The 26038-nt window shown below is 67.5% G+C and carries 24 protein-coding genes; 19 read left to right on the top strand and 5 right to left on the bottom strand.

All coding sequences use genetic code 11. From position 1 onward, the window contains the following. Positions 1 to 102: 102 nt before the first annotated feature. From ACFX4F_RS06685 to rnt, 16 genes are all read left to right on the top strand, one after another. Complete coding sequence (locus ACFX4F_RS06685; RefSeq protein ID WP_380653417.1) at positions 103 to 897, top strand: enoyl-CoA hydratase/isomerase family protein; 795 nt, start codon at positions 103 to 105, stop codon at positions 895 to 897. A gap of 5 nt (positions 898 to 902) precedes the next feature. Beyond that, on the top strand, positions 903 to 1256 hold the full coding sequence (locus tag ACFX4F_RS06680; protein WP_099819988.1) for a hypothetical protein: 354 nt from the start codon (positions 903 to 905) through the stop codon (positions 1254 to 1256). Then, positions 1256 to 1945: an endonuclease III gene (nth, locus tag ACFX4F_RS06675; protein WP_380653414.1), complete on the top strand. Its 690-nt coding sequence runs from the start codon at positions 1256 to 1258 to the stop codon at positions 1943 to 1945. Before ACFX4F_RS06680 ends, nth begins: the two co-directional genes overlap by 1 nt. Positions 1946 to 2173: 228 nt before the next feature. Continuing rightward, complete coding sequence (locus tag ACFX4F_RS06670) at positions 2174 to 3385, top strand: OprO/OprP family phosphate-selective porin (protein WP_380653411.1); 1212 nt, start codon at positions 2174 to 2176, stop codon at positions 3383 to 3385. Positions 3386 to 3495: 110 nt separating this feature from the next. After that, entirely contained in the window at positions 3496 to 4275 is a 780-nt protein-coding gene (locus tag ACFX4F_RS06665; protein WP_380653408.1) for a hypothetical protein, read from the top strand. A gap of 136 nt (positions 4276 to 4411) precedes the next feature. Further along, positions 4412 to 5431, top strand: coding sequence for a phosphate ABC transporter substrate-binding protein PstS (pstS, locus tag ACFX4F_RS06660; RefSeq protein ID WP_025875374.1), 1020 nt, complete (start codon positions 4412 to 4414; stop codon positions 5429 to 5431). A 447-nt stretch (positions 5432 to 5878) separates the two neighbouring features. Further along, positions 5879 to 6967, top strand: coding sequence for a phosphate ABC transporter substrate-binding protein PstS (gene pstS, locus ACFX4F_RS06655; protein ID WP_025875376.1), 1089 nt, complete (start codon positions 5879 to 5881; stop codon positions 6965 to 6967). A gap of 82 nt (positions 6968 to 7049) precedes the next feature. Beyond that, positions 7050 to 8018, top strand: a complete 969-nt coding sequence (pstC, locus tag ACFX4F_RS06650) for a phosphate ABC transporter permease subunit PstC (RefSeq protein WP_033830733.1) — start codon at positions 7050 to 7052, stop codon at positions 8016 to 8018. After that, positions 8018 to 8881 carry a phosphate ABC transporter permease PstA gene (pstA, locus tag ACFX4F_RS06645; RefSeq protein ID WP_032951813.1) on the top strand — a complete coding sequence of 288 codons (864 nt, stop codon included), beginning with the start codon at positions 8018 to 8020 and terminating at the stop codon, positions 8879 to 8881. Before pstC ends, pstA begins: the two co-directional genes overlap by 1 nt. 19 nt (positions 8882 to 8900) lie before the next feature. After that, entirely contained in the window at positions 8901 to 9731 is an 831-nt protein-coding gene (pstB, locus tag ACFX4F_RS06640) for a phosphate ABC transporter ATP-binding protein PstB (RefSeq protein WP_099819983.1), read from the top strand. Positions 9732 to 9796: 65 nt separating this feature from the next. Beyond that, positions 9797 to 10504 (top strand): phosphate signaling complex protein PhoU, encoded by a 708-nt coding sequence (gene phoU, locus ACFX4F_RS06635; RefSeq protein WP_049465163.1) that lies wholly within the window; start codon positions 9797 to 9799, stop codon positions 10502 to 10504. Positions 10505 to 10684: 180 nt separating this feature from the next. Next, complete coding sequence (locus ACFX4F_RS06630; protein WP_205403988.1) at positions 10685 to 11035, top strand: hypothetical protein; 351 nt, start codon at positions 10685 to 10687, stop codon at positions 11033 to 11035. Beyond that, positions 11022 to 11897 carry a DUF692 domain-containing protein gene (locus ACFX4F_RS06625; RefSeq protein ID WP_380653400.1) on the top strand — a complete coding sequence of 292 codons (876 nt, stop codon included), beginning with the start codon at positions 11022 to 11024 and terminating at the stop codon, positions 11895 to 11897. Before ACFX4F_RS06630 ends, ACFX4F_RS06625 begins: the two co-directional genes overlap by 14 nt. After that, entirely contained in the window at positions 11890 to 12645 is a 756-nt protein-coding gene (locus ACFX4F_RS06620) for a DUF2063 domain-containing protein (protein ID WP_380653397.1), read from the top strand. Before ACFX4F_RS06625 ends, ACFX4F_RS06620 begins: the two co-directional genes overlap by 8 nt. 24 nt (positions 12646 to 12669) lie before the next feature. After that, on the top strand, positions 12670 to 13191 hold the full coding sequence (locus ACFX4F_RS06615) for a DoxX family protein (protein ID WP_380653394.1): 522 nt from the start codon (positions 12670 to 12672) through the stop codon (positions 13189 to 13191). A 287-nt stretch (positions 13192 to 13478) separates the two neighbouring features. Beyond that, positions 13479 to 14063: a ribonuclease T gene (gene rnt, locus ACFX4F_RS06610; protein WP_099819979.1), complete on the top strand. Its 585-nt coding sequence runs from the start codon at positions 13479 to 13481 to the stop codon at positions 14061 to 14063. 288 nt (positions 14064 to 14351) lie between these two features. Here the strand turns inward: rnt and ACFX4F_RS06605 are convergent, their stop codons facing one another. The 3 genes from ACFX4F_RS06605 to ACFX4F_RS06595 all read right to left on the bottom strand — a co-directional run bounded on the left by ACFX4F_RS06605 (position 14352) and on the right by ACFX4F_RS06595 (position 19708). Further along, entirely contained in the window at positions 14352 to 17372 is a 3021-nt protein-coding gene (locus ACFX4F_RS06605; protein ID WP_380653391.1) for a two-component regulator propeller domain-containing protein, read from the bottom strand. A gap of 209 nt (positions 17373 to 17581) precedes the next feature. Next, entirely contained in the window at positions 17582 to 18973 is a 1392-nt protein-coding gene (locus ACFX4F_RS06600) for an ATP-binding protein (RefSeq protein WP_099819977.1), read from the bottom strand. Positions 18974 to 18979: 6 nt separating this feature from the next. Beyond that, positions 18980 to 19708, bottom strand: a complete 729-nt coding sequence (locus ACFX4F_RS06595) for a response regulator (protein ID WP_025875399.1) — start codon at positions 19706 to 19708, stop codon at positions 18980 to 18982. A 205-nt stretch (positions 19709 to 19913) separates the two neighbouring features. Here ACFX4F_RS06595 and ACFX4F_RS06590 point away from each other — a divergent pair, with 205 nt between their 5' ends. From ACFX4F_RS06590 to ACFX4F_RS06580, 3 genes are read left to right on the top strand one after another with little or no spacing between them, the layout of a single operon-like run. Next, the gene (locus tag ACFX4F_RS06590; RefSeq protein WP_099819976.1) at positions 19914 to 21152 is read left to right on the top strand and encodes an efflux RND transporter periplasmic adaptor subunit; all 1239 of its coding nucleotides are present in this window, start codon (positions 19914 to 19916) and stop codon (positions 21150 to 21152) included. Beyond that, positions 21149 to 23107, top strand: coding sequence for a MacB family efflux pump subunit (locus tag ACFX4F_RS06585; protein ID WP_099819975.1), 1959 nt, complete (start codon positions 21149 to 21151; stop codon positions 23105 to 23107). The genes ACFX4F_RS06590 and ACFX4F_RS06585 overlap by 4 nt, the downstream gene beginning before the upstream one ends. Next, complete coding sequence (locus tag ACFX4F_RS06580; protein WP_380653385.1) at positions 23104 to 24543, top strand: efflux transporter outer membrane subunit; 1440 nt, start codon at positions 23104 to 23106, stop codon at positions 24541 to 24543. Before ACFX4F_RS06585 ends, ACFX4F_RS06580 begins: the two co-directional genes overlap by 4 nt. A gap of 110 nt (positions 24544 to 24653) precedes the next feature. On the opposite strand, the gene rlmB is transcribed toward ACFX4F_RS06580, so the two are convergent. Beyond that, positions 24654 to 25397 (bottom strand): 23S rRNA (guanosine(2251)-2'-O)-methyltransferase RlmB, encoded by a 744-nt coding sequence (gene rlmB, locus ACFX4F_RS06575; RefSeq protein ID WP_089239900.1) that lies wholly within the window; start codon positions 25395 to 25397, stop codon positions 24654 to 24656. 92 nt (positions 25398 to 25489) lie between these two features. Continuing rightward, positions 25490 to 25984 (bottom strand): GFA family protein, encoded by a 495-nt coding sequence (locus tag ACFX4F_RS06570; protein WP_380653381.1) that lies wholly within the window; start codon positions 25982 to 25984, stop codon positions 25490 to 25492. Positions 25985 to 26038 lie beyond the last annotated feature (54 nt).

Here is a 26038-nt window from a genome sequence, read left to right as displayed (position 1 = left end):
ATAACGGCCACAACGTGTAACCGCTACTCACCACGCAGGCTATGACCTGTCTGCGTTTACAGAGTTCAATCTCACTTTTTTTTAACGTTCCAGGAGTTTCCCGTGGCCGAGGCCCCCACTCCCCACCCGGTCGGCGTCAGCGACGACGGCGCCATCCGCACCATTACCGTGCAGCGTCCGGACAAACTCAACGCCCTCAATGCCGCGACCCTGCAGGCTCTGGCCGGGGCGTTCAGCGACGCGGCCACCGATCCGGCGGTACGGGTGGTGGTGCTGACCGGCGCAGGCCCCAAGGCCTTCGTGGCTGGGGCCGACATCGCGGAAATGAACACATTGAGCGCGGTTCAGGGACGTGACTTCTCCCTGCTCGGCCAGGCCCTGATGCGCCGCATCGAACGCATGCCCAAGCCGGTGATCGCCCGCGTGAACGGTTTTGCGCTGGGCGGCGGGCTGGAACTGGCAATGGCCTGCCACCTGCGCATTGCGGCCGATTCGGCCAAGGTCGGCCAACCGGAGATCAATCTCGGCCTGATTCCCGGCTTCGGCGGCAGCCAGCGACTGCTGCGCCTGTGTGGCCGCGCGGCCACGCTGGAACTGTGCCTGCTGGGCACCCCGATCGACGCCGCGCGCGCGCTGGCCCTGGGCATCGTCAACGAGGTGGTGCCCGCCGCCGAGCTGGACGCCCGCGTACAGGCCCTGGCCCGGCAGCTGGCACAGTCGGCGCCGCTGGCGCTGCGCGGCCTGCTCGACGCAGTGCACGTGGGCGGCGAATGCAGCCTGGACGCCGGCCTGGAATACGAAAGTGCGCAGTTCGGCCTGCTGTTCGCCACCGAGGACATGCGCGAGGGCACCAGCGCCTTCCTGCAGCGCCGTCCACCCGCCTTCCAGAACCGCTGATTGCCATGGCATCCCGACCCAACCCCGTGCTGCTGTTCGCCCGGGTCCAGGCAGACGATCCCGATGGCGCGCTGCAGGCTGGACTGATGGACTACGTCGTGCGCGCTGGCGATGACCGGCTGCTGCCCGATCATCCGGACCTGCCCGACCGCCTCTGCCAGATGCAACTGCAACTGCAGCGTGCCTGGGCCGCGCGCGAACGTTTCCGTGCACGCGCGGTGCGCCTGGCCCGCCGCGAGGCCGAGCGTGATGCACGTCGCACGCCCGCGCCGGCACCGGACGCCAAACCCGCCCTGCCCGCGGCAGCGGCCGCCATCCTCGCCCGGGCCAAGGCCCGCGCCGCCGGCAAGGAGCAGTAATGGCGACCACGAAGAAGACCGCGCGCGCACCTGCGCGCCGCGGCGGTACGATGCCGCGCGCCGACGTGGTGGAGATGTTCACCCGCCTGCGCGAACTCAACCCGCATCCGAAGACCGAGCTGGAATACAGTTCGCCGTTCGAACTGCTGGTGGCGGTCGCACTGTCGGCGCAGGCCACCGACGTCGGCGTCAACAAGGCCACCCGTCGCCTGTTCCCGGTTGCCAACACGCCGGCGAAAATCCTCGCCCTGGGCGAAGAGGGACTGAAGAAGTACATCGCCACCATCGGCCTGTTTAATGCGAAGGCGAAGAACGTGATCGCCACCTGCGCGTTGCTGCTGGAGAAGCACGGCGGCGAAGTGCCACGCGATCGCGATGCACTGGAGGCCCTGCCCGGTGTCGGTCGCAAGACTGCCAACGTGGTGCTCAACACCGCCTTCGGCGAACCGGTGATGGCGGTGGACACGCATATCTTCCGTGTCGCCAACCGCACTGGACTTGCGCCAGGAAAGAACGTGCGCGAGGTGGAAGATCGATTGGTCAAAGCGATTCCCGCCGAGTTCCTGCTCGATGCGCATCACTGGCTGATCCTGCACGGGCGGTACGTGTGCAAAGCGCGCAAGCCGGATTGTCCGGGGTGCGTGATTGCCGATCTCTGCCGGTTCAAGGACAAGACCCTCGCCGAGTGATGGCGGCATCCGCGCACGACGTGGATGCACGGAAACACCATCCTCGCAGGGCGTGGATCTACTGCAACCGGGACGCAATCCGGGCGTCATACGTAACCGGTTTCAATGGCAGGCCCAGCCGTGACGGGGCCTGCGGCGGATCGCGGCCGTGCGCGAACTGTCACATTTACGCAATCTTCACGTTTTAGCCTGCGCGCATCTTCCCACCTGCCTGCAAGGCTCCTCTCCATGAAACTGCATCACCAACTCCTGACGGTCGCCGTGGCTGCTGCGCTGTATGTGCCGGCCGCCCACGCCGAAGTCGCCATCGATGTGATCGGCGGTTCGGAAATCACCTTCGAAGGCCTGGTCCAGGCCGACGGCAACTGGTACGACAATGACGTCGTGGACCTCAACGGCGGTGACGCCGGCAACGGCAAGAACAGCGAATTCGAACTGCGTCGCGCCGAGCTGGTGCTGAAGGGCAAGGGCCCGGGCAACGTGGAGTGGGTGGTCGGCTATGACGCCAAGGCCGACAAGTTCCTCGACACCAACGTGAAGTACAAGCTGCTGGGCAACGCCAACCACTTCATCCAGGTCGGCCAGTTCAAGCAGCCCAACAGCCTGGAAGAGCTGTCCAGCACCAAGAACAACGACTTCATCTCCAAGGCTGCGGTCACCAACACCTACGCCGTCGCCCGTCGCCTCGGCGGTGCCTACAGCTACGGCCAGGACAACTGGTCGGTCACCGCCAGCGCCTTCGGCCGCGAACTGACCCGCAACCTGGCCCACGGCAGCGGCTACGGCGCACGTGGTACCTGGGCCCCGATCAACGAGAAGGGCCAGGTCCTGCACTTCGGCCTGAGCTACGTGAACTACGACACCGACGCAGACACCCTGCGCGTGCGTGCCCGCCCGAACGCTGACCTGGCCACCGCGCGCCTGGTCGACAGCGGCAACCTGGTCGACACCGACCGCGTCAGCACCATCGGTGCCGAAGCGATGTACTTCCAGGGTCCGTTCAAGGCCCAGGCCGAGTACTACACCAGCAAGGCCAAGCGCATGGCCAACGACAACTACACCAGTGACGGCTACTACGTCAGCGGCGTGTGGAATGTCACCGGCGAAAGCTGGAGCTACAAGGGCGGCACCCCGGGCACCGGCCTGCCGAACAACCCGGCCGGCGGCCAGTGGCAGCTGGGCGTGCGTTACGACCACATGGACCTGAACGACGGCAACCTCGCCGCCAACCCGGTGGCCGGCCGTCCGCCGATCGTCGATGGCGTGCTCGGCGGCAAGATGGACATCTGGACCGTCGGCGCCAACTGGTACTGGCGCTCGAACTTCAAGCTGATGCTCAACTACGTGATGGTCGACAGCAAGAAGTACAACTCGACCGCCCGTGGCTTCGTCAACGACGATCCGAACATCCTGGAAGCCCGCGCGCAGTTCTTCTGGTAAGACCGGAAGCACGCGTTCGAACGAAGGCACGGCTCCGGCCGTGCCTTCGTCGTTGTGGGCAGGCGGTGGCCGCGCGATGATGCCCTGCCCTGTCGACATGGACCTTCGGGATGCCCCCTTCCCTTCGCCTGCGCCGCCTGCTGTGCGCTGCCCTGCTCGCCGCCCTGCCCGCCACCGCGCTCGCCTGTGACGATGCAGAGGCCGTGCGCGAGGCCGCGTATCGGCAGTTGCCGGCTGGCGCCTTGCCAGTGACGGCACGCTTTACCGATGCCGACAGCAGCGCCTGCCGTGCGTGGCCCGCGCAACCCGGCACGACCCTGCTGGCCGTCGCGCAATGGACAGAGCCGGCCTCGGAAGACGTGCGCGGCGGCGACCTGGATCTGTTGCTGATCGACACCGCCAGTGGCCGGCCGCTGGCCTGGACCCGCGTGGCCGATGCGGTCAGCAGCGATGCGCTGCGCTTCACCGGGCTCCACCTGGACACCGCACGCTGGCAGCTGGACCCGGCCACCCGCGCGTTTGGCGTGCGCATGGACTACAGCGGCAGCTCAGGGCCCAACCCGTTCGCGCAGACCGAACTGCAGTTGTTCGTGCGCGATGGCCGGCAACTGCGCCGGGTGCTTGCGCCGCTGGCGGTCAGCGGTAGTCGCGGCGAATGGGATACGCGATGCGCCGGCGAGTTCAGCCGCTTCGAGCGCACGCTGGAAATGGGCGATAGCACTTCCGCGGGTCCGGCACCGATCCTGGTGCGCGAAAAGCGCATCGATACGATCAGCGTCGCTGCGGGCGACGACTGCCATGCAACCGACACGACGGCACCGGCGCAGCGCTGGACACTGCTGCCCAGCGACGGCCGCTATGCCGTTCCAGAGGCGTTGCGCGGGCTCTGAATGGGAGGCATCGGCAGCGCCATGACGGCTGTCACGTCCGCGTCATATGACAGACGCGGGCGTGTCATGGAACCGTTATGGAATGTGCACCGAAACGTCGGGCAGCCGCCCCTCGACCACCCCAGGAGTCTCTCCCGTGATCCACGCCTTCAAGTCGCGCGCCGCCGTCGCCATTCTGGCCGCGTCGTCCGTGTTCGCCGCCAACGCCGCCGATGTCACCGGCGCGGGCGCCTCGTTCATCTACCCGGTGATGTCCAAGTGGTCGGCCGACTACAGCACCGCCACCGGCAAGAAGGTCAACTACCAGTCGATCGGTTCCGGCGGTGGTATCGCCCAGATCAAGGCTGCGACCGTGGACTTCGGTTCGTCCGATGCGCCGCTGAAGCCGGAAGAGCTGGCGGCCGCCGGCCTGGCCCAGTTCCCGTCGGTGATCGGCGGCGTGGTGCCGGTGATCAACGTCGCGGGCGTCGCCCCGGGCGCGCTGAAGCTGGACGGTCCGACCCTGGCCAACATCTTCCTGGGCAAGATCACCACCTGGAACGACCCGGCCATTGCCGCCTTGAACAGCGGCCTGACCCTGCCCAGCGGCAAGATCACCATCGTCCATCGTTCGGACGGCTCGGGCACCACCTTCAACTTCGTCAACTACCTGTCCAAGGTCAGCCCGGAGTGGAAGAGCAAGGTCGGTGAAGGCACCTCGGTGCAGTGGCCGGCCGGCATCGGCGGCAAGGGCAACGAAGGCGTTGCTGCCTACGTGAAGCAGATCAAGGGCGGCATCGGCTACGTCGAACTGTCCTATGCGCTGCAGAACAAGATGTCCTACGCGGCGATGAAGAACGCGGCCGGCAAGATCGTGCAGCCGTCGGACGCATCGTTCTCGGCCGCTGCGGCCAGCGCCGACTGGGCCAACGCCCGCGACTTCTACCTGGTGATGACCAACGCCCCGGGCGCTGATGCGTGGCCGATCACCGCCACCAACTTCATCCTGGTGCGCAAGCAGCCGAAGAACGTGGCGGGCGCCAAGGCCACCCAGGAGTTCTTCCGCTGGGTCTACAAGAATGGCGATGCGCAGGCCAAGCAGCTGGACTACGTGCCGCTGCCGGACGCGCTGGTGCGCCAGATCGAGACCTACTGGACGCAGAACCTGAAGTACTGAGTTTCGTTGCAAGGCGTTCCCCCGCAGGAACGGGGTCGGCGGGTCCTCTCTCCCCCGCCGGCCCCACCGGGCGCTGGATCCTTCGGGGTCCGGCGCTCTTCTTTTTTGTAGGGTTGGTCGTGAAAGGCGCCGCGCTTCCGTTGATCTGTTGTTGCGGCGATGGGGTCATGCAGGAGCATCTGTAGAGCCGAGCCCATGCTCGGCTGCTTCTGGCCTGCCCTCGCGGGCAGCCGAGCATGGGCTCGGCTCCACCCTGCCTCCATCGTCATATCGGTGCGCAGATCCGTGGTCTCCGGGCCCCCGCCGGGGGCACGCCACCCCTGTGAAACCCTTGCCAGAACGTGATCCAAGACACCTCTGTCATGGACGTCATACGGTTGTAACAAAAACATCATTTCATAGCCGCATCCGCCGACACCGTCGGCTCTACCCCGCTATGGAGTGACCATGAAACTGCACTCGGCCAGCCTTGCCGCCCTTTCCCTGGCCATCGCCCTGGGCCTGTCTGCCTGCGGTGGCGACAAGCAGGCCGCACAGCAGCCGGCCGCTGACGGCGCCGCTGCTCCGGCCGCTGCCGGCGACAAGGTGACCGCTGAGGTCTCCGGTGCCGGCGCCTCCTTCATCTTCCCGCTGGTGTCCAAGTGGTCGGCCGACTACAACACCGCCACCGGCGCCAAGATCAACTACCAGTCGATCGGTTCCGGCGGTGGCATCGCCCAGATCAAGGCCGGCACCGTTGATTTCGGTTCGTCGGACAAGCCGCTGAGCAGCGACGAGCTGGCCCAGGCCGGCCTGGCCCAGTTCCCGTCGGCCATCGGCGGCGTGGTGCCGGTGGTCAACATCGACGGCCTGGAAGCCGGCAAGCTGCGCCTCAGTGGCGCCCTGCTCGCCGACATCTTCCTGGGCAAGGTCAAGACCTGGAACGACCCGGCCATCGTCGCCGCCAACCCGGGCGTGACCCTGCCGGACGGCAAGATCACCATCGTCCACCGTTCGGACGGTTCGGGCACCACCTTCAACTTCTCCAACTACCTGTCCAAGGTCAGCCCGGAGTGGAAGAGCAAAGTCGGCGAAGGCACCTCGGTGCAGTGGCCGGACGGCGTGGGTGGCAAGGGCAATGAAGGCGTCGCCTCGTACGTGAAGCAGATCAAGGGCTCGATCGGCTACGTCGAACTGGCCTACGCCCTGCAGAACGCGATGCCCTACACCTCGCTGCAGAACGCGGCCGGCACCTGGGTGCAGCCGAACGCTGAGACCTTCGCCGCCGCTGCCGCCAGCGCCGACTGGGCCAGCGCCAAGGACTTCAACCTGGTCATCACCAACGCACCGGGCGAGCAGGCGTGGCCGATCACCGCCACCAACTTCATGCTGATGCAGAAGAAGCCGAAGGATGCCAAGCGCAACCAGGATGCGCTGGCCTTCTTCAAGTGGGCCTTCGAAAGCGGCCAGACCCAGGCCAACGAACTGCACTACGTGCCGCTGCCGGCCGAGCTGGTCAAGCAGATCGAAGCCTACTGGGCGACCGAACTGAAGTGATGGACCCGACGGTGCCCGCCACGTGCGGGCACCGCCTCCTGAACATCGTGCTGCCCCGCCCCTTCCTGGCCCTGCCGTCCCCATGAATGCCATCGCCCAGCCTGTAGCCGCCCCGTCCACGCGTGACACGCGTGATGCCCGCAACGACAAACTGTTCCGATGGGTGCTGGTCGGCACCGTCATCTTCGTCCTGATCGCACTGGCCTGCGCCGCACTGTCGATGCTGTGGGGTGGTCGCCACGCCCTGCAGGTGCAGGGCCTGAGCTTCTTCTTCTCTTCCGACTGGAATCCGGTCGAAAACAAGTTCGGTGCCCTCGCCCCGATCTACGGCACCCTGGTCACCGCACTGATCGCGATGGTCATCGCCGTGCCGGTCAGCTTCGGCATCGCCTTCTTCCTCACCGAAGTGGCACCGCGCTGGCTGCGGGGCCCGGTCGGTACCGCCATCGAACTGCTGGCGGGCATTCCCTCGATCATCTACGGCATGTGGGGCCTGTTCGTGCTGGTGCCGGTGATGACCGAGTACGTCACCCCGTTCCTCAACGAAACCCTGGGCGAATGGCCGATCATCGGCCCGGTGTTCCAGGGCCCGCCTCTGGGCATCGGCATGCTCACCGCCGGTTTCGTGCTGGCGATCATGGTCATCCCGTTCATCTCCTCGGTGATGCGCGAAGTGTTCCTGACCGTGCCGACCCGCCTGAAGGAATCGGCCTACGCGCTGGGTTCCACCAAGTGGGAAGTGAGCTGGGACATCGTGCTGCCCTACACCCGCTCGGCGGTGATCGGTGGCGTGTTCCTCGGCCTCGGCCGCGCACTGGGCGAGACGATGGCCGTGGCCTTCGTGATCGGCAACAGCGTGCGCCTGTCGCCGTCGCTGCTGGAACCGGGCACCACCATCGCCGCGCTGATCGCCAACGACTTCGGCGAAGCCACTGAAACCTACCGCTCGGCGTTGCTGCTGCTCGGCTTCGTCCTCTTCATCGTCACCTTCGTGGTGCTCGCCATCGCCCGCCTGATGCTGATGCGCCTGTCCCGCAAGGAGGGCAACTGATGTCCAGCACCGCTGACTCCCTGTACCTGCGCCGCCGCATCGGCAACGTCATCGCCATCGCGATGTCCTGCGCCACCGCGCTGTTCGGCCTGTTCTTCCTCGGCTGGATCCTGTTCACCTTGGCCTCGAAGGGTCTGGCCGGCATCAACCTGGATCTGTTCACCAAGATGACACCGCCGCCGATGCAGGAAGGCGGTCTGGCCAACGCCTTCTTCGGCAGCGCAGTGATGTGTGCGCTGGCGATCGGCATCGGCACTCCGCTGGGTGTGCTGGCCGGCACCTGGCTGGCCGAGTACGGCAACGCCCGCAAGGCCGGCACCGTGGTCCGCTTCGTCAACGACATCCTGCTGTCGGCGCCGTCCATCGTGCTGGGCCTGTTCGTCTACACCCTGTACGTGATGCAGACCGGCGGCAGCTTCTCCGCCTTCGCAGGTGCGCTGTCGCTGGCCTTCATCGTGCTGCCAGTGGTGGTGCGTACCACCGACGAGATGCTGCGCCTGGTGCCTTCGCAGATGCGCGAAGCCGCCCTGTCGCTGGGCATCCCGCAGTGGAAGGTGATCGTGCAGGTGCTGTACCGCAGTGCCTCGGCCGGCATCATCACCGGCATCCTGCTGGCGCTGGCGCGCATTTCCGGCGAGACCGCACCGCTGCTGTTCACCGCCTTTGGCAACCAGTACTGGAACAGCAACGTGTTCCAGCCGATGGCCTCGGTGCCGGTGGTGATGAACCAGTTCGCCGGCAGCCCCTATGAATCCTGGCAGGTGCTGGCCTGGGCCGGCGCGCTGGTGCTGACCGTGTTCGTGCTGCTGGTCAGCCTCTCTGCACGCGGCATCCTGCTGCGCAACCGTATCTCCCATGACTGACCTTTCCGTGGATACCGCCATGAACGACCTTTCCAACGCCGTGCCGATGCAGCGCATCGTGGTGCCGGCCTCGCACGAGAACCTGCACGCTCCGGCACCGGTCAAGCTCGCCGCGCGTGGACTGGACTTCTACTACGACAAGTTCCACGCCCTGAAGGGCATCAACCTGGAGATCCCGGAAAAGCGCGTGACCGCGCTGATCGGTCCCTCCGGTTGTGGCAAGTCGACCCTGCTGCGCATCTTCAACCGCATCTACGCGCTGTATCCGAAGCTGGAAGCACGCGGTGAAGTGATCCTCGACGGCGAGAACATCCTGTCGCCGAAGTACCCGATGAACCGCCTGCGCAGCAAGGTCGGCATGGTGTTCCAGAAGCCGGTGCCGTTCCCGATGACCATCTTCGAGAACGTGGCCTACGGCATCCGCCACCACGAGAAGCTGTCCAAGGCGGACATGGCCAACCGTGTCGAGCACGCGCTGCGCCAGGGCGCGCTGTGGGACGAAGTGAAGGACAAGCTCAACCAGAGCGCGCTGGGCCTGTCCGGCGGCCAGCAGCAGCGTCTGTGCATCGCCCGCGCCGTCGCCCTGCGGCCGTCGGTGCTGCTGCTGGACGAGCCGACCTCGGCGCTGGACCCGATCTCCACCAGCCGCATCGAGCAACTGGTGGAAGAACTGAAGCACGAGTACACCATCGTGATCGTCACCCACAACATGCAGCAGGCCGCGCGCGTGTCCGATTACACCGCCTTCATGTACCTGGGCGACCTGATCGAGCACGACCGCACCGAAGTGATCTTCTCGCAGCCGTCCAAGCAGCAGACCGAGGATTACATCACCGGTCGCTTTGGCTGATCGGCGCTGACGCTTCGCCACATGTCCCAGCCAGGCGCGGCCTGGCTCTACCTGGATTGCAGACCATGAACCTTCCCAACGACCACATCGTCAAAAGCTACGACGAAGAGCAGCAGCGCCTGGTGGCCGAAATCGTGCGCATGGGCGAGATGGCCGTCGCCCAGCTGGAGGCGTCGATGGACGTCATCGAGAAGCGCGACGAGAACGCCGCCCACCGCATCATCGCCAACGATGAAGCGATCGATGCGCTGGAACAGCAGATCAGCCACGACGTGATGCGCCTGGCGCTGCGTGGCCCGATGGCACGCGACCTGCGCGAGATCCTCGCCGGCCTGCGCATTCCGGCCGACATCGAACGCATCGGCGACTACGCGGCCAACGTCGCCAAGCGCTCCATCGCGCTGGGCAAGGTGCCGCCGCTGCCGCAGATCCAGGGCCTGCGCGCGCTCGGCCGTCTGGCTGCGCAGCAGGTCCGCCGTGCCATCGCCGCCTACCGTGACAACGATGCCGATGCCGCGCTGGAACTGCGCGAGGACGATGCCCGCCTGGATGCGCAGTACACCGCGCTGTTCCGCGAGCTGCTGACCTACATGATGGAAGACCCGCGCAATATCACCCCGTGCACCCATCTGCTGTTCATGGCCAAGAACCTGGAGCGCGTGGGCGACCACGCCACCAACATCGCCGAAAACGTGTGGTTCCTGGTGCACGGCGAACAGCCGCTGCCGCCGCGCCAGAAGCGCGACGAGACCTCCAGCGCCGGCGACATCTGATACTGCACTGCAACACCGGATTCGACTCCAGGGTGGCCGCTGTCCTCGTGACAGCGGCCATTTTGTTGGCGTCGCAATACTTCTCACGAAAATTTGAACTCCCGGCGAGGATTCGTTGAGTAGGATCGCTGCACCATCGCTTCACCACGGGCACCCGCCCACCACCCAGGAGCACGACCGATGAGCACCTCCAACAAGACGCTGTCCCTGCTGACCGCCACCGCCCTGGCCGCAGGCCTCGGCATGACCGCCTCCGCCTCGGCCCTGAGCATGAGCGATCTCGCCCAGGGCTATCTGGTTGCCGGCCAGGCGGCCAAGGCCACCGACGCGAAGGCGGCCGATGCGAAATCCGCCGACGCGGCCAAGCATGCAGAAGGCAAGTGTGGCGCCGACGGCAAGAGCGCTGAAGGCAAGTGCGGCGGCGACAAGGGCAAGGCAGCGGCCGGTGCCGACGCCAAGGCCAAGACCGGCGGCGACAAGAAGTCGGCCGAAGGCAAGTGCGGCGAAGGCAAGTGCGGTGGCAAGCACTGACGTCTGCGCCGGCGTCGTCCACCCGCGGTCGCCGCTTCCCGCGGCGGCCGTGGGCCTGGGCCTGCGCCGCGCCCTGCTGCCGGACCTGCGCGACGCACCCGCCGGCGATTTCGATTTCCTCGAGTGCGCGCCGGAGAACTGGATCGGTGTCGGCGGCCCCGCCGGTGACGCGCTGGCCGAACTGGCCACGCGCCATCCGTTGAGCTGCCACGGCCTGTCGTTGTCACTGGGTGGCAGCGCAGCGCTGGATACCCAGCTGCTGGCACAGGTGGGTGCCTTTCTTGAGCAACACCGGGTGCCGCTGTACAGCGAACACCTCAGCTACTGCAGCGACGAGGGCCATCTGTACGATCTGCTGCCGATTCCGTTCACCGATGAAGCCGTACGCCACACCGCTGCGCGCATCGCCCGCGTGCAGGACATCCTCGGACGCCGCATCGCCGTGGAAAACGTCTCGTACTACCTGGCGCCGGAGCCGATGATGGACGAACTGGCCTTCACCAATGCGGTGCTGGCCGAGGCCGACTGTGATCTGCTGCTGGACGTCAACAATGTCTACGTCAATGCCTGCAACCATGGCTACGACGCCGATGCCTTCATCACCGGCCTGCCCGCGCAGCGCATCGTCTGCCTGCATGTGGCCGGGCACCTGGACGACGCTCCGGACCTGAAGATCGACACCCACGGCAGCCCGGTGATCGATCCGGTGTGGGATCTACTGGCGCGCACCTACGCGCGCATCGGCCCGCGCCCTACCCTGCTCGAACGCGACTTCAATTTCCCGCCTTACGCCGAGCTGCGCGGCGAACTGCAGACCATCCACCGCCTGCAGGCCGTGCATGCCGGAGCCGCCCATGGCTGATGCCCCCGAACGACTGCGCGCGCAGCAGCACGCGTTCACCGCACACCTGCGCGATCCGGCGCAGGTGCCGGCGCCGCCCGGCATGGACCCACGCCGGGTGGCGGTGTACCAACGCCTGCTGTTCAACAATCTGCTGGGATTGTTGAGCAACGGCTTCCCGGTCTGCGTGCGCCTGCTGGGCGAACCGGCCTGGGGTGCGCTGGTGCGCCACTATTTCGCCAGCCACCGTTGCCACACCCCGTTGTTCACCGAGCTGGCTGCCGAGTTCGTGCAGTGGCTGCAGGTGCAACCGGAACTGCCGCATCCGGCGCTGGCCGAGCTGGCCCACTACGAGTGGGTGGAGACTGCGCTGTACCAGCTGCAGGCTGATCCGCTGCCGGAACCGGGCGACATCGATCCGTTGCAAGTGCCGTTGCAGCGCTCGCCACTGGCCTGGCCGCTGCTGTATCGCTGGCCGGTGCATCAACTGGGTAGCGACGATGCACCGTCGCAACCGCCAGCAGAGCCCACCGGCCTGCTGGTACGGCGCGATGCCGATGGCGCAGTGCGCTTTGCCACCCTGACCAGCCTGGCGGTGCATCTGCTGACGCTGATCGGCGAGGCGCCCGGGGCCACCGGCCAACAACAGCTGCAGCAACTGGCCGCCCTGCACCACCTCGATCCCGAGACCTTGGCCGCCCCGGGTGCGCAACTGCTGCAGCAGTTCCTGCGTGCCGGCGTGATCGGTCCGCTCCGCGCTTCACCCTGACGCCCTCTTCCAGGAGATTCACCGATGAAGACCCCGATCCTGGCCGCAACCCGCGGCCAGCTGGACCGTTTCGCCCCGTGGTTGGCCCCGCTTGGCCTGCGCCTGCTGCTTGCCTGGGAATTCTTCGAATCCGGGCGCGAGAAGCTGCACGGCGAGAACTGGTTCGCCGACCTGCAGGGCGCATTCCCGTTCCCCTTCGACCAGTTGCCCGCCGCGCTGAACTGGCAATTGGCCACCTGGTTCGAACTGGTGGGCGCAGCCTGCCTGCTGTTCGGCTTTGGCACCCGCTTTGCCGCCGCCAGCCTGCTGGTGCTGACGGTCGTGGCAACGTACGCGGTGCACTGGCCAGCCGAATGGGGCTCGCTGGGCGACCTGGCGATGGGTTATGCGATCAGCGACCAGGGCTTTGGCAACTTCAAACTGCCGCTGCTGTTCATGGCGATGCTGCTGCCGCTGCTGTTCACCGGCGCCGGGCGCCTGAGCGTGGATGCCGTGCTGGCGCGGTGGTATCCGTCGGGGCCCACGGCGCAGCCCGCGGTCCGGTAGATGCCGACCTTGGTCGGCGCACGTCGCGCGGTCCGGTAGACGCCGACCTCGGTCGGCGCACAGTGTGCCAACCAAGGTTGGCACCTACCAGGATCCCGGGCGCCCTGGCGCACGTCGCGCGGTCCGGTAGACGCCGACCTTGGTCGGCGCGCGGTGTGCCAACCAAGGTTGGCACCTGCCAGGATCCCGGGCGCTCAGGGCCGCTCTGCTAGAATCCGTACATGACTGACCCCACTTCCGCACCTGCCGCCGCCCCTGTTCCCGACGTACCCCAGGCGCAGCGCGCGATGTCACAACGCTTCCGCGGCTTCCTGCCGGTGGTGGTGGATGTTGAAACCGGCGGCTTCGACAGCCAGCGCAACGCGCTGCTGGAAATCGCCGCCGTACCGATCGAGATGGACGAGAGCGGCCTGCTCTACCCCGGCCAGACCGCCAGCGCCCATGTGGTGCCGGCCGAGGGCCTGGAGATCGACCCGAAGTCGCTGGAAGTGACCGGCATCATCCTCGACCATCCATTCCGGCTGGCCAAGGAAGAGAAGGCGGCGCTCGATCACGTCTTCACTCCGGTGCGTGCGGCGATGAAGAAGTACGGCTGCCAGCGCGCGATCCTGGTCGGCCACAACGCCCATTTCGACCTGGGCTTCGTCAACGCGGCCGTCGCCCGTACCGGGCACAAGCGCAATCCGTTCCACCCGTTCAGCGTGTTCGATACGGTCACCCTGGCGGGCATCGCCTACGGTCAGACCGTGCTGGCGCGCGCGGCCACGGCGGCCGGGCTGGGCTGGGATGCCAACGAGGCGCACAGCGCGGTGTATGACACCGAGCAGACGGCGCGGTTGTTCTGCACGATCGCCAACGCCTGGCCGCGGTAAGGCGGCCAACGGCGGAGCCCCTCGTGGCGGGCTGACAGCGATTCCGGTCAAGGCCGGGCGGGTGGACTGCGCAGGGGACGCTGCAAGTACGTCCCTGTAAGCTCGGTCGCCGCATCCATGCGGCTCACGCCCCTGCGCGGCCCACCCGCCCGGCCACGGACACGTTGCTGGGCGCCACGGGAAGATCAGAAACGCGGGAGCAACAGCGGGTCGCTGCGCTCGATGGGTGCCAACCGTTGATGCGGCACTCCAGTAGATCCACGCCATGCGTGGATGCTTCGCACTGGATCAACCGATGCTCGTGCGATCGCGGCCGTCGCTCTTCGCGCGGTACAACGCACGGTCGGCACGCTGGTACAGCAGCGCCGGGGTGCGGTCGTCGCCATCCAGTTCCACCAGGCCGGCGCTGAAGGTCACCCGCAGGCCGGGTATGCCGGCCCAGTCCGGATGGTCGTGGAACAGGCCACGCAGGCGCGCGCACAGCTGCGCCGCCTCCTCCAGCCGGGTGTCGTTGAGCAGCAGCGCGAATTCTTCGCCGCCGGTGCGTGCCGGCAGGTCCGAATCGCGACTGGCCGCGGCGATCACCTGCGCCACTTCCACCAGTACTGCATCACCGATGCTGTGGCTGTGCCGATCGTTGACGTCCTTGAAGTGGTCGATGTCCAGCACCACCAGGCACAGCGGATGGCCGCTGCGCTGGGCGCGGGCGAAGTCACGGGCCAGCGCCTCGTCGAAACCACGACGGTTGGCCAGCCGGGTCAGCGCGTCCTCGCGGGCCTGTCGTTCGAATGCCTCGGCCTGCCGCGCCAGGCGCTCGGCCAGCTCGGTCTTTTCCTGGTTCAACGCCTGCAGGTGCACGGTTTGCGCCTGCAGGTCGAAGGTCGCCTCATCCACGCGGCGCGCCAGGCGCAGGTTGCTGGCCTTGTACTGCTGCAGCAGGAAGCGGTACAGCGCCACCAGCGCGGCCAGCAGCACCAGCGCGATCAATGCCTGCACGCTGTGCCGCTGCCACCAGAACGGCTCGACGGTGAAGCTCCACAGCGCTTCCTGATGGCCCCAGCTGCCGCCCGGGTGCGAGGCGGCCACGTGCAGCGTGTAATCGCCAGGCGGCAGGCCGACGAACTCCACGCTGCGCTGCGGGCCTCGCTCCACCCAGCCGTTGTCCAGACCCTCCAGCCGCGTGCGGTAGCGGATGCGATCGGACATCAGGTAGCTCAGGCCCACGTAGCTCACCGCAAGCCGTCGCCCACCGGGAATCAGGTTGCGCTCGGAGCCTTCCCAGTGCACCGGCGCACCGTCGACCTGCACGTTCTCGATTGCCGCAGGCGGTGCCGGGCGTTCACGGAAACGCTGCAGCCGCTGCGGGTCGACCATGCTCAGGCCACCGGCGGTCACCACCCAGAACGTGCCGTCCTGGCGCAGGATCGCCGAGGGACCGGAACTGCCGTTGGCCTGCGCATTGGCCATGCCGTCGATTTCGTTGTAACGCTCCACGGTTACCCGCGGCGCGCGTCCGTCGGCCACGGCGTTGAGCGTGGCCATATCGGTGCGCAGCACGCCGCGGTTGCTGCTGATCCACACATTGCCCAGCCGGTCGGGTACCAGCTGGAACACCGCATCGACCGGCATGCCCTGCTCCAACCCCACGCGCGCCAGCGTGCCGCGCTGCCAGCGGTACAGCCCACGATCACTGCTGATCCACATCGCATCGCCGATCTGGTGGAAGCCGAACACGCTGCGCCCCCCGCCCAGCGGCGCCAGGTCGATCGACTGCACACGATCACCGCGCAGCACGCGGATGCCTTCGATGGTGCCGATCCACAGATTTCCCTGGTGATCGTGTTCCAGCGCCGTGGTCAGGCCTGCCGGCATGCCCGCAATCGTGGGCACGGTTACCTTGTCACCCTCGATACGGACCACGCCCTTCTGCGTCCCCGCCCAGACCACGCCGTCAGGCGCGATGCTGATCGCACGGATGTTGCCGCCGGGCAGGCCATCGGCCGCCGCGTAGTTGTGGCGAAGGCGTCCATCGGCGTGCAAGCGGTAGATGCCGTCGCCGAAGGTACCCACCCACAGATCGCCGCCGGCATCCTGGGCCAGGCTCAGTACCGAGGGCGCCTTGCCACCGCGGTTGTGCAGCGGCATCGCGCGGAATCGACCGTCGGCGGTCTGCAGGTCCAGGCCGCTGGCACTGCCCACCCACAGGCGGCGATCACGGTCTTCGAGCACCGTGCGGACGTAGTCGCCGCTGAGGCCGTCGCGTTCGGTGTAGCTGCTGAACAGGGTTTCGCGCAGGCGATACAGGCCGCCGTTGGCACCCACCCAGATGCTGCCCTCGGCATCCTCGCGCAGGCTGACCACACGCCCGCCGGGCAGGTTCAGACCGGCTGGCAGGCGCTCCAGGCCATGCGCCGAAATGCGCAGCAGGCCCTGGTTCTCGGTACCCAGCCACAGGTCGCCATGGCGGTCCTGCAGCATCGCGGTCAAGTGCAGCTGGCCGGGCAGCCGGTGCACCAGCACCAGGCGATCATCCTCCACCCGGTACAGGCGCTCACCCGCGACGATCCAGAGCGCACCATCGGGTGCGCGGTAGGGCCACGACAGCCCCTTGTCCACGCCCCAGGCCGCCGGCGCGCGCTGCAGCACGCCGTCGTTGTCACGCAGCACCAGGCCGTCGAGGGTGCCGATCCAGACCCGGTCCTGCGCGTCGACCGCCATCTTGGTGAAGCTCATCGCCAGCGGCAGGTCCGGCGGTGGACGCTGGTAGACGATGCCCTTGTCCGGGGTCAGATAGGCGATGCCCTTGCCTTCATACAGCAGCCACAGGCGTCCCTGGCTGTCCATCTGCATGGACTGGATCAGTACCTGCGGCGTATCCGGTTGATGCTCCCAGACCCGCCACTGGCCATCGCTGCCGCGGTGGCTGACATTACCCCGCGAGTCGCTGATCCACAGACCACCCTGCGTGTCGACCAGCAGCGCGCCGATGCCGTTGTCGCGCAGCCCCGGCCGGGTGCTGCGGTCGAACACGGTGAAATCCAGGCCGTTGTAGCGCACCAGGCCTTCCCACGTGGCGAACCACAGGTGGCCTTCCGGGGTCTGCGCGATGTCGCGCAGCGAGTTGTGCGGAAGACCATTGCGCGAGGTCCACACGTCGATGGCGTAGTCGCGCAGCGGCGGTGCGCCACTCTGCGCAGCCAGCGGCGCGGCCATCGCCAGCAGCAGCCACAGCATGCCCAGTCGCAGCAGGCGACCGATCCTCTCCGCGTGGCGCCCCGCCCGGCGCCTGCCCGCCCCCTGCCCGCCCATCAGCGCAGCGGCGGCGGCCAGCTGCGGATGCCGGTGGCGGCAGCAGACGCGAACGGGGACAGCCGCACCGCGCAGGGCGGCATGCCGGCAGGAACAGGCAGGCTCATCGGACGAAGAATGGGGAAGTACGCAGATGATAGGGCAAACCCCACCATTGGCGTCACCGCGGCCGGGGCAGCCCGGCGCAACCGGGTCGGGGATCGTCGCTGCTACCGGGCCTCGGCGCTGGTCGACCACTGCACCACTGCTTCCAGCCCGCCTTCGGGGCGGTTGCGCAGCCACAACCGGCCACCGTCCTTTTCGGCCAGCGCGCGGGCGATGGTCAGGCCCAGGCCGGCACCGCCGGTCTCGCGCGAACGTGAGGTCTCCACCCGCACGAACGGGTCGAACACGGCTTCCAGCTGGTCATCCGCCAGCCCGGGACCATCATCGGCGATGACCACCGTGATCGTGCCCTCGCCGCGCTCGACACGTACCCGGGCGCGTTGCGCGTACATCACCGCGTTGTCCACCAGGTTGGAGAACAGGCGATGCATCGCCAGCGGGCGCAGCATCAGCACCGCGCCGCTGCGGCCTTCGAAGACGACGTCGGCGCCGTCCTCGGCAGTGTCCTCGACGATGCTCTCCAGCAACGAATCCAGGTCCAGCGCGGCGCGCTGTTCGGCACTCTCCGCACTGCGGGCCAGTTCCAGACCCTCGCGTACCAGCGCCTGCATCGCGGCCAGGTCGCCGATCAGGCGCTCGCGCAGGGTCTCGTCGGTCACGTTTTCCAAACGCAGGCGCAGCCGGGTCAGAGGCGTCTGCAGGTCGTGGGTGATCGCGGCCAGCATCTGCGTGCGTTCGGCCAGGTGGCGCTGCAGCCGATGCTGCATGGCATTGAAGGCCTCGGCGGCGCGCTGCACTTCGCGTGGCCCACGCAGCGGCAATGGCGCTCGCTGCAGGTCATCGCCCAGGTCCTCGGCAGCGGCCGCCAGCTCCTGCAGCGGCGCACTGGCCATGCGTGCGACCACATACGCCAGCACGGCAATGGCCAGCACCAGCAGGGTCAGGAACAGCGGGTCCACGGCGAGGATGCCGTTGTGCGCGATCGCTGGCGAATCCAGGGCGAGCTTCAGCAACGTGCCGTCGTTGAGCACCACGTCCACCGCCCGGCACTTGGGCGGGATGAAGGTGGGATCGCGTTCGCGCGGCGGCTTGTGGTGGCCCGGCGGCGGCGGCGGCAGCAGGTCCTGCAGCTTGGGAATGCACGAACGGAACGAGGCGAAGTGCACATGTGCGCGCGACACCGGGCCGGGGCGGTCCTCCAGCACTTCCATCAGCGCCTTGTCGGCGCGCCCGATGCGGGCGCCGGGCTGCAGTGCGCGCACGCTGGGGCCACCGATCTCCAGCAGCCGCTCGCGCAGCTCCGGGTTGCCGTCGAGCAGGTTGATGTAGCCCTGCAGGCGATCGGCGATGCGGTTCAGGTTCTGCCGCTCGAACTCCTGCTGCCGCTTGGAACTGGCCAGCATGGTCGCGCCGATCGCGGCCACGCTCATGCCCAGCAGCAGGATCACGAACAGCCGTCCGACCATCGAGGACAGGAAGTGGCGCAGGCGCTTCATCGCGGCTTATTCCAGGTTGACGGCCGAGGCCAGCACGTAGCCTTCGTTGCGAACGGTCTTGATCAGGCCATCGGGGCCACCGTCATCGGCCAGCTTGTTGCGCAGCCGGCTGACCTGCAGGTCGATGGCGCGGTCCTGCGCTTCATAGTTGCGGCCACTGCTGAGGGCCACCAGCTGCTCGCGCGAGAGCACCTTGTTGGCATGGGCGATGAACACCCGCAGCAGGCGGAACTCGGCGCCGGACAGCACCACCACGCGCCCGTCCGGATCGACCAGGTGGCGATGCTCCAGGTCGAAGATCCAGCGCGAGAAACGCGCACGGCGCACCGCCAGCGGTTCCAGGTTGGCCGGCAGCGCTTCGGTACGGCGCAGCACGTTGCGGATGCGCGCCAGCAGTTCGCGTGGTTCGAACGGCTTGGCCAGGTAGTCATCGGCGCCCATTTCCAGGCCGAGCACGCGGTCGATCGGCTCGGCGCGCGCGGTGAGCATGATCACCGGCGTGTTCGAGCGCGCGCGAAGGTCGCGGCACAGGGTCAGGCCATCTTCGCGTGGCAGGTTGAGGTCGAGCACGATCAGGTCCACGTGCTCGCGTTCCAGCAGCTGGCGCATGCTGGTGCCATCGGCGGCGGTGCTGACCTGGTAGCCAGCGCGGCCGAGCTGCTCGGCCAGCAGCGTGCGGATATCGTTGTCGTCATCGACGATCAGCAAACGGTGCATCGGGTTTTCAGTCTCCATGTCGCGAATCATCCCGTGTCGGCAGCTGAACCGCATCCAGGCCAATGCGTACCACTGTATCCCCCGCAGTGCGGGATACCTGCTGATACGCCGTCTCGCAGACAGTGTTACATAGAGACACACCCCGAGGATTGAGCACAGCGTCGCTCGATCTTCACAATGCCCACCAACGCCGCCACTGCGGCCCCCAGAGTGAAGCCGCCACGTGATCTCCCGCCTGTTGCCCGCGACCCGCAAGGGTCGCCTGATGTTGATCGCCCTGCTTGTCCTGATCGCCGCCGTGTCCGCCTGGTGGCTGCTGCGCAAGCCGGCCGCACCGGCCCTGGCAACCACCCCGGTCAGCCGCGGCGACATCGAGCAGACGGTGGAAGCGACCGGCGTGATCGACGCCTACAAGCTGGTCAGCGTCGGTGCGCAGGCCTCCGGCCAGATCAAGTCGCTGAAGGTGCAGCTGGGCGATACGGTGAAGGAAGGCGACCTGATCGCCGAGATCGACGCCACCACCCAGCAGAACCAGGTACTCAATGCCCAGGCCTCGCTGGACCAGGTGACCGCGCAGCGCGCGGTGCAGCAGGCCACCCTGCGGCAGGCCGAACTGGAGTTCGCACGCCAGCAGCAGATGCTGGCGGCCGAAGCCACCTCGCGCCAGGAATATGATGCCGCCGAGGCCCAGCTGAAGACCGCGCGTGCGCAGCTGCAGTCCTACGAAGCGCAGATCAAGGGCCGCGAAACCGAACTGGGCACCGCCCGTGCCAACCTGGCCTACACCCGCATCGTCGCGCCGATGGACGGCACCGTGGTGGCGGTGGTGGCCGAGGAAGGCCGTACGGTGAACGCCAACCAGACCGCACCGACCATCGTGATGCTGGCGCGGCTGGACGTGGTGACCGTCAACGCCGAGGTCTCCGAGGCCGACGTGGTCAAGATCAAGGCCGGCATGCCGGTGTACTTCACCACGCTGGGCGACCCGGACCGCAAGTACCACGCCACGCTGCGGCAGATCAATCCGGCGCCGGCGTCGATCGCCAACGAGAGCTCGTCCAGTTCCAGCAGCTCGTCCAGTTCCAGCTCCAGCAGCGCGGTCTACTACAACGCGTTGTTCGACGTGGAAAACCCCGATGGCACCCTGCGCATCGACATGACCGCACAGGTCTCGGTGCTGCTGAAGCAGGCCAAGGGCGTGCTGATGGTGCCGGCCGTTGCACTCGGCCCGAAGTCGCGCGACGGCGAGCGCATCGTGCGGGTGGTCGATGACAAGGGCCAGCCGCAGCCGCGCAAGGTCAAGGTCGGCATCAACAACGGCGCCAACGTCGAGATCCTGTCCGGCCTGCAGGAAGGCGAGCGGGTCGTGGTCGGCGAAGGCGGCGCTGCGGCAGCCGCGGGTGGCGGCAACCGCGGCGGCATGCAGATGCGGGTCGGCGGCCCGGGCATGGGGCGCCGATGAGCACGACGGCGCCGCTGCTGCGCCTGCGCGACCTGCGACGCGAATTCCCGGCCGGCGAGGACGTCATCGCCGTGCTGCGCGACGTCAACCTGGACATCCATGCTGGTGAGATGGTGGCCATCGTCGGCCAGTCCGGCTCGGGCAAGTCCACGCTGATGAACATCCTCGGCTGCCTGGACCGCCCGACCCGTGGCAGCTACCAGGTAGCGGGCCGCGAGACCGGGAAAATGGCGCCCGACGAGCTGGCCGAGCTGCGCCGCGAGCACTTCGGTTTCATCTTCCAGCGCTACCACCTGCTGGGCGATCTCGACGCGCGTGGCAATGTGGCCGTGCCAGCGGTGTATGCCGGCAGCCCCGGCCCGGTGCGCACCGCGCGTGCCGAGCAGCTGCTGCAGCGCCTCGGCCTGGCCGACCGCATGCACCACAAGCCCGGGCAGCTGTCCGGTGGCCAGCAGCAGCGCGTGTCGATCGCGCGTGCGTTGATGAACGGTGGCGAGGTGATCCTGGCCGACGAACCGACCGGCGCCCTGGATACGAAATCCGGCGAAGAGGTGATGGCCATCCTTGGTGAGCTGCATGCCGAAGGCCATACCATCATCATCGTCACCCACGACATGAGCGTCGCCGAGCACGCACAGCGCATCATCGAGATCCGCGACGGCGAGATCATTGCCGACCGCGCCAATCCGGCCGCGCCCAGCTACCGAGCGCAACGCGAACCGAGCGCGGGCGTCGCCCATGGCAGCAGCTGGCTGGCTGCCCGCGACCGCTTCACCGAAGCGTTCCGGATGGCCCTGCTGGCGATGAACGCCCACCGCCTGCGTACCTTCCTGACCATGCTCGGCATCATCATCGGCATCGCTTCGGTGGTATCGGTGGTGGCGCTGGGCAATGGCTCGCAGCAGCAGATCCTGCAGAACATCAGCGCACTGGGTACCAACACCATCGACGTCTACCCCGGTCGCGGATTCGGCGACATGCGCTCGGCGCGGGTGCAGACCCTCAAGGCCAGCGATGCCGATGCCCTTTCGCGGCAAAGCTACGTCGACAGCGCCACCCCCAGCGTGTCCAGCTCGGTCACCGCGCGCTACCGCAACCAGTCGGCCACCGCGCAGATCAGCGGCGTTGGCGAGCAGTACTTCCGGGTGAAGGGCGTGAGCCTGCTCAGCGGCAGCTTCTTCGACACCGATGCGGTGAAGGGACTCGGCCAGGTAGCGGTGATCGATGAGAACACCAGGACCCAGTTCTTCCCCGACAGCGACCCGATCGGCCAGGTGATCCTGCTGGGCAACGTGCCGGTGCGCGTGGTCGGGGTGGCCAAGAAGCAGAGCTTCGGTTTCGGCGGCAGCACCAGCCTGAGCGTGTTCGTGCCCTACACCACGGTGATGTCGCGCATGCTCGGTCAGAGCCATGTTTCCAGCATCACCGTGCGGGTGAACGATGAAACACCGATGGATGCGGCGCAGGAAGCGATCACCCGGCTGCTGACCATGCGCCACGGCACCGAGGACTTCTTCCTCAGCAACAGCGCCGAGATCCGCGACACCATCGAACAGACCACGCGCACGATGACCCTGCTGATCGGCGCCATTGCCGCCATCGCGTTGCTGGTCGGTGGCATCGGCGTGATGAACATCATGCTGGTCTCGGTGACCGAGCGTACCCGCGAGATCGGCGTGCGCATGGCGGTGGGTGCGCGGCAGAGCGACATCCGCCAGCAGTTCCTGATCGAAGCGGTGCTGGTGTGCCTGCTCGGCGGCGTGCTCGGCATCGGCCTGGCCCTGCTGATGGGCGTGTTGATCGGCCGTTTCGCAAGCGATTTCCAGGTGCTGTTCTCCACCGCTTCCATCATTGCCGCCTTCGCCTGTTCAACCCTGATCGGCGTGGCGTTCGGCTTCCTGCCGGCACGCAGTGCCGCCCAGCTCGACCCGGTGGAGGCCCTGGCCCGCGAATGAAGATGATGACCCGACTGCCGTTCCCTGCTCCCTCGCGCCTGCTGCTTGCCGGCGCCGTGCTGCTTGCACTCTCGGCCTGCGCTTCGGTAGGCCGCTATCCGGTTGAGGACCCCAGCGTTGCCGCCACCTACGGTCGTGGCGATGCGACCCTCAACGCGCCGGCCGACGACCCGCGCAGTGGCCTGGACACCCCGGCCCGCGACATCCGCCAGGACCGCTGGTGGACCGGCTTTGGCGATGCGCGCCTGGACCGCCTGGTCGCGCAGGCATTGACCGCCAACAGTGACCTCGGCGCTGCCGGCCTGGCCGTGCAGCGTGCACGCCTGCAGGCCGGGCTGGCCAGCAACGCGCTGTGGCCGCAGCCTTCGTCGTCCGGCGTCAGCGGCAGTGGCAGCCGCGCCACCGACCAGGCTGACGACTGGCGCCGCAGCTATTCCACCGGAGTGTCGCTGGGGTGGGAAATCGACCTGTGGGGCCGCCTGCGCACCCAGCGCGACATCGCCCGCTGGGAAGCCGACGCCAGCGAAGAAGACCGGCAGAACACCGCCCTGCTGGTGATCGGCGATGTCATCAACCAGTACTGGGCACTGGCCTATCTCAACCAGTCCATCGCCACCGGCCAGGCCAACCTCGAGCGGCTGCAACGCACGCATGAACTGGTGCAGGCACGCTTCGATGCCGGTGCGGTTTCGCGGCTGGAAGTCCGCCAGGCACTGCAGAACCTGCAGTCGCAGCGTTCAGCGCAGAGCGCGCTGGAACAGCAGCGGGTGGAAGTGCGCAATGCGCTGACCGTGCTGCTGGATGGCACGCCATGGCCGCAGCAGGACGAGCCGCAGAACCTGCTGGAGGCGCAGAGCCCGACCATTGCCGAAGGCCTGCCGGCCGACCTGCTCGGCCGCCGTTCCGACCTGCGCGCGGCCGAGCTGCGGTTGCGCAACAGCCTGAAGACGATCCGGGTGACCGCCACCCAGTACTACCCGGCATTGAGCCTGACCGGCAGCCTCGGTTCCAGCGCGACCTCGCTGGGCGATGTACTGCGCAATCCGGTGGCGACGCTGGGGGCTGGCCTGTCGCTGCCCTTCCTCAACCTGCAGCGTGCGCAGCTGGATACGGACGTGGCCGGTACCAACTACCAGATCGCCGCCACCACCTTCCGCAAGACGCTGTACACCGCGCTGTCGGAGGTGGACAACGCCCTGTCCGCACGTGAGCAGCTGCTGCGCCAGGTGACCGCCTCACAGGCGTCCTACGACGAAGCGGTGGAAGTGGAGCGCGCGCAGGAAGTGCGTTATCGCGTGGGCGCCACCGATCTGCGCACCTGGCTGGAAGCGCAGCAGACCCGGCGCGATGCAGAACTGTCACTGGCGCGGGTGCGGCAGAGCCAGTTGAACAACGACGTGACGCTGTTCAAGGCGCTGGGCGGTAGCGCGGGGTGACGTCTTCTGTAGAGCCGAGCCCACGCTCGGCTGCTTTTCGTCCCGATGCCGATGCCGCGCGGTGCGCGGCAGCCGAGCGTGGGCTCGGCTCCACAGGGACGGTTGTCTGATCAACCGCGCTGGCGCACGACCTCGAACAGGCTGACGCCGGCGGCGACCGAAACGTTCAGGCTCTCGATCTCGCCCGGCATCGGAATCTTGACCAGACCGTCGCAGTTCTCGCGGGTCAGGCGGCGCAGGCCATCGGCTTCGCCGCCCAGCACCAGGGCGATGTTGCCCTTCAGGTCCAGCTGATACAGCGACGCGGTGGCCTCACCGGCCAAGCCGTAGATCCACACGCCCTGCTTCTGCAGGTCCTTCAGGCAGCGCGACAGGTTGGTCACCGCCACCACCGGGATGCGGTCGGCAGCACCGGCCGAGGTCTTGCGCACGGTGGCATTGACCGTGGCCGACTTGTCCTTGGGGATGATCACGGCGGTGGCACCGGCCGCAGCGGCCGAGCGCAGGCAGGCACCGAGGTTGTGCGGGTCCTGCACCTCGTCCAGCACCAGCAGCAGGGCCTTGCCTTCCGCAGCAGTGACCAGGCCTTCCAGCTCGTTCTCGTTGTAGGTGCGGGCGGCGGCATAACGCGCGGCCACGCCCTGGTGGCGCACCGAACCGCCCACGCCGTCCAGCGCCTGGCTGTTGACCTTGCGCACGTCGATGCCCTTGCGGCGGGCGTTTTCCTCGATCTCGGTCAGGCGCGGGTTTTTCGCACCGGCCTCGACCAGCACTTCGCGGACGTTCTCGGCGTCGTTCTCGATGGAGGAGGCGACGGCGTTGACGCCGACGATCCACTGGCTGTTCTTGCTCATGCGGGCAGGACCGGAAAGGGGGTGGCTATGGTAGAGCATCAGGGGCGGCCGCGCTTCGCGCTCGCCGGGCATGGCCCGGCGCTACCCGCCGTTCACCCTTCGGCCGAACGGCTGCGCGGTGGCCAGTGCGGGGTGTCGTGGTCGGGGTGCTGGTGGGACACGATCGTGGCCAGGAACTCCAGCGCGGCGACATCCTCTTCGGTGCGGCGTGCCGGCAGCCTGCCCAGCCCGTCGACGAAGGGCAGCTTGCGCTCGACGCCATACTGGAGGGTCGGCGGCAGGCGCTCAGGCTGGTCGAAGGCACCGGCGGCCACCGCCACGCCATCAGGGGCTTCATAGGTCAACGGCGTGCCGCAGTCGGCGCAGAACCCGCGCCGCACGACGTTGGAGGACTGGAAATAGCGCGGTTGGCCGCGGGTCCAGCTGAACTGCACGCCGCGCACCGAGACCAGCGGCGCGTAGTAGGCGCCGAAGGCCTTCTGGCACATCCGGCAGTGGCAGATCGATCTGTCGGTCAGCTCGCCCCGCGCCTGGAAGCGGATCGCACCGCACTGGCAGCCGCCGCTGTATTCGGGTTGGCCCTGCATGGTGGATTTCTCCGAAACGTCGTGCCAACCAACGGTTGGCACCTACCGGGTGAG

The sequence above is a fragment of the Stenotrophomonas sp. YIM B13575 genome (assembly GCF_042787595.1).
GTDB classification, from domain to species: Bacteria; Pseudomonadota; Gammaproteobacteria; order Xanthomonadales; family Xanthomonadaceae; genus Stenotrophomonas; species Stenotrophomonas lactitubi_B.
This window is presented reverse-complemented; position numbering and strand designations above follow the sequence as displayed.

Excerpts from the sequence above, each read along its gene's own strand:
- ACFX4F_RS06680 (WP_099819988.1), top strand. The coding sequence starts at position 903 with ATGGCATCCCGACCCAACCCCGTGCTGCTGTTCGCCCGGGTCCAGGCA.
- nth (WP_380653414.1), top strand. The coding sequence starts at position 1,256 with ATGGCGACCACGAAGAAGACCGCGCGCGCACCTGCGCGCCGCGGCGGT.
- ACFX4F_RS06670 (WP_380653411.1), top strand. The coding sequence starts at position 2,174 with ATGAAACTGCATCACCAACTCCTGACGGTCGCCGTGGCTGCTGCGCTG.
- ACFX4F_RS06665 (WP_380653408.1), top strand. The coding sequence starts at position 3,496 with ATGCCCCCTTCCCTTCGCCTGCGCCGCCTGCTGTGCGCTGCCCTGCTC.
- pstS (WP_025875376.1), top strand. The coding sequence starts at position 5,879 with ATGAAACTGCACTCGGCCAGCCTTGCCGCCCTTTCCCTGGCCATCGCC.
- pstC (WP_033830733.1), top strand. The coding sequence starts at position 7,050 with ATGAATGCCATCGCCCAGCCTGTAGCCGCCCCGTCCACGCGTGACACG.
- pstA (WP_032951813.1), top strand. The coding sequence starts at position 8,018 with ATGTCCAGCACCGCTGACTCCCTGTACCTGCGCCGCCGCATCGGCAAC.
- pstB (WP_099819983.1), top strand. The coding sequence starts at position 8,901 with ATGAACGACCTTTCCAACGCCGTGCCGATGCAGCGCATCGTGGTGCCG.
- phoU (WP_049465163.1), top strand. The coding sequence starts at position 9,797 with ATGAACCTTCCCAACGACCACATCGTCAAAAGCTACGACGAAGAGCAG.
- ACFX4F_RS06630 (WP_205403988.1), top strand. The coding sequence starts at position 10,685 with ATGAGCACCTCCAACAAGACGCTGTCCCTGCTGACCGCCACCGCCCTG.
- ACFX4F_RS06620 (WP_380653397.1), top strand. The coding sequence starts at position 11,890 with ATGGCTGATGCCCCCGAACGACTGCGCGCGCAGCAGCACGCGTTCACC.
- ACFX4F_RS06615 (WP_380653394.1), top strand. The coding sequence starts at position 12,670 with ATGAAGACCCCGATCCTGGCCGCAACCCGCGGCCAGCTGGACCGTTTC.
- rnt (WP_099819979.1), top strand. The coding sequence starts at position 13,479 with ATGTCACAACGCTTCCGCGGCTTCCTGCCGGTGGTGGTGGATGTTGAA.
- ACFX4F_RS06605 (WP_380653391.1), bottom strand. The coding sequence starts at position 17,372 with ATGGGCGGGCAGGGGGCGGGCAGGCGCCGGGCGGGGCGCCACGCGGAG.
- ACFX4F_RS06600 (WP_099819977.1), bottom strand. The coding sequence starts at position 18,973 with ATGAAGCGCCTGCGCCACTTCCTGTCCTCGATGGTCGGACGGCTGTTC.
- ACFX4F_RS06595 (WP_025875399.1), bottom strand. The coding sequence starts at position 19,708 with ATGGAGACTGAAAACCCGATGCACCGTTTGCTGATCGTCGATGACGAC.
- ACFX4F_RS06585 (WP_099819975.1), top strand. The coding sequence starts at position 21,149 with ATGAGCACGACGGCGCCGCTGCTGCGCCTGCGCGACCTGCGACGCGAA.
- ACFX4F_RS06580 (WP_380653385.1), top strand. The coding sequence starts at position 23,104 with ATGAAGATGATGACCCGACTGCCGTTCCCTGCTCCCTCGCGCCTGCTG.
- rlmB (WP_089239900.1), bottom strand. The coding sequence starts at position 25,397 with ATGAGCAAGAACAGCCAGTGGATCGTCGGCGTCAACGCCGTCGCCTCC.
- ACFX4F_RS06570 (WP_380653381.1), bottom strand. The coding sequence starts at position 25,984 with ATGCAGGGCCAACCCGAATACAGCGGCGGCTGCCAGTGCGGTGCGATC.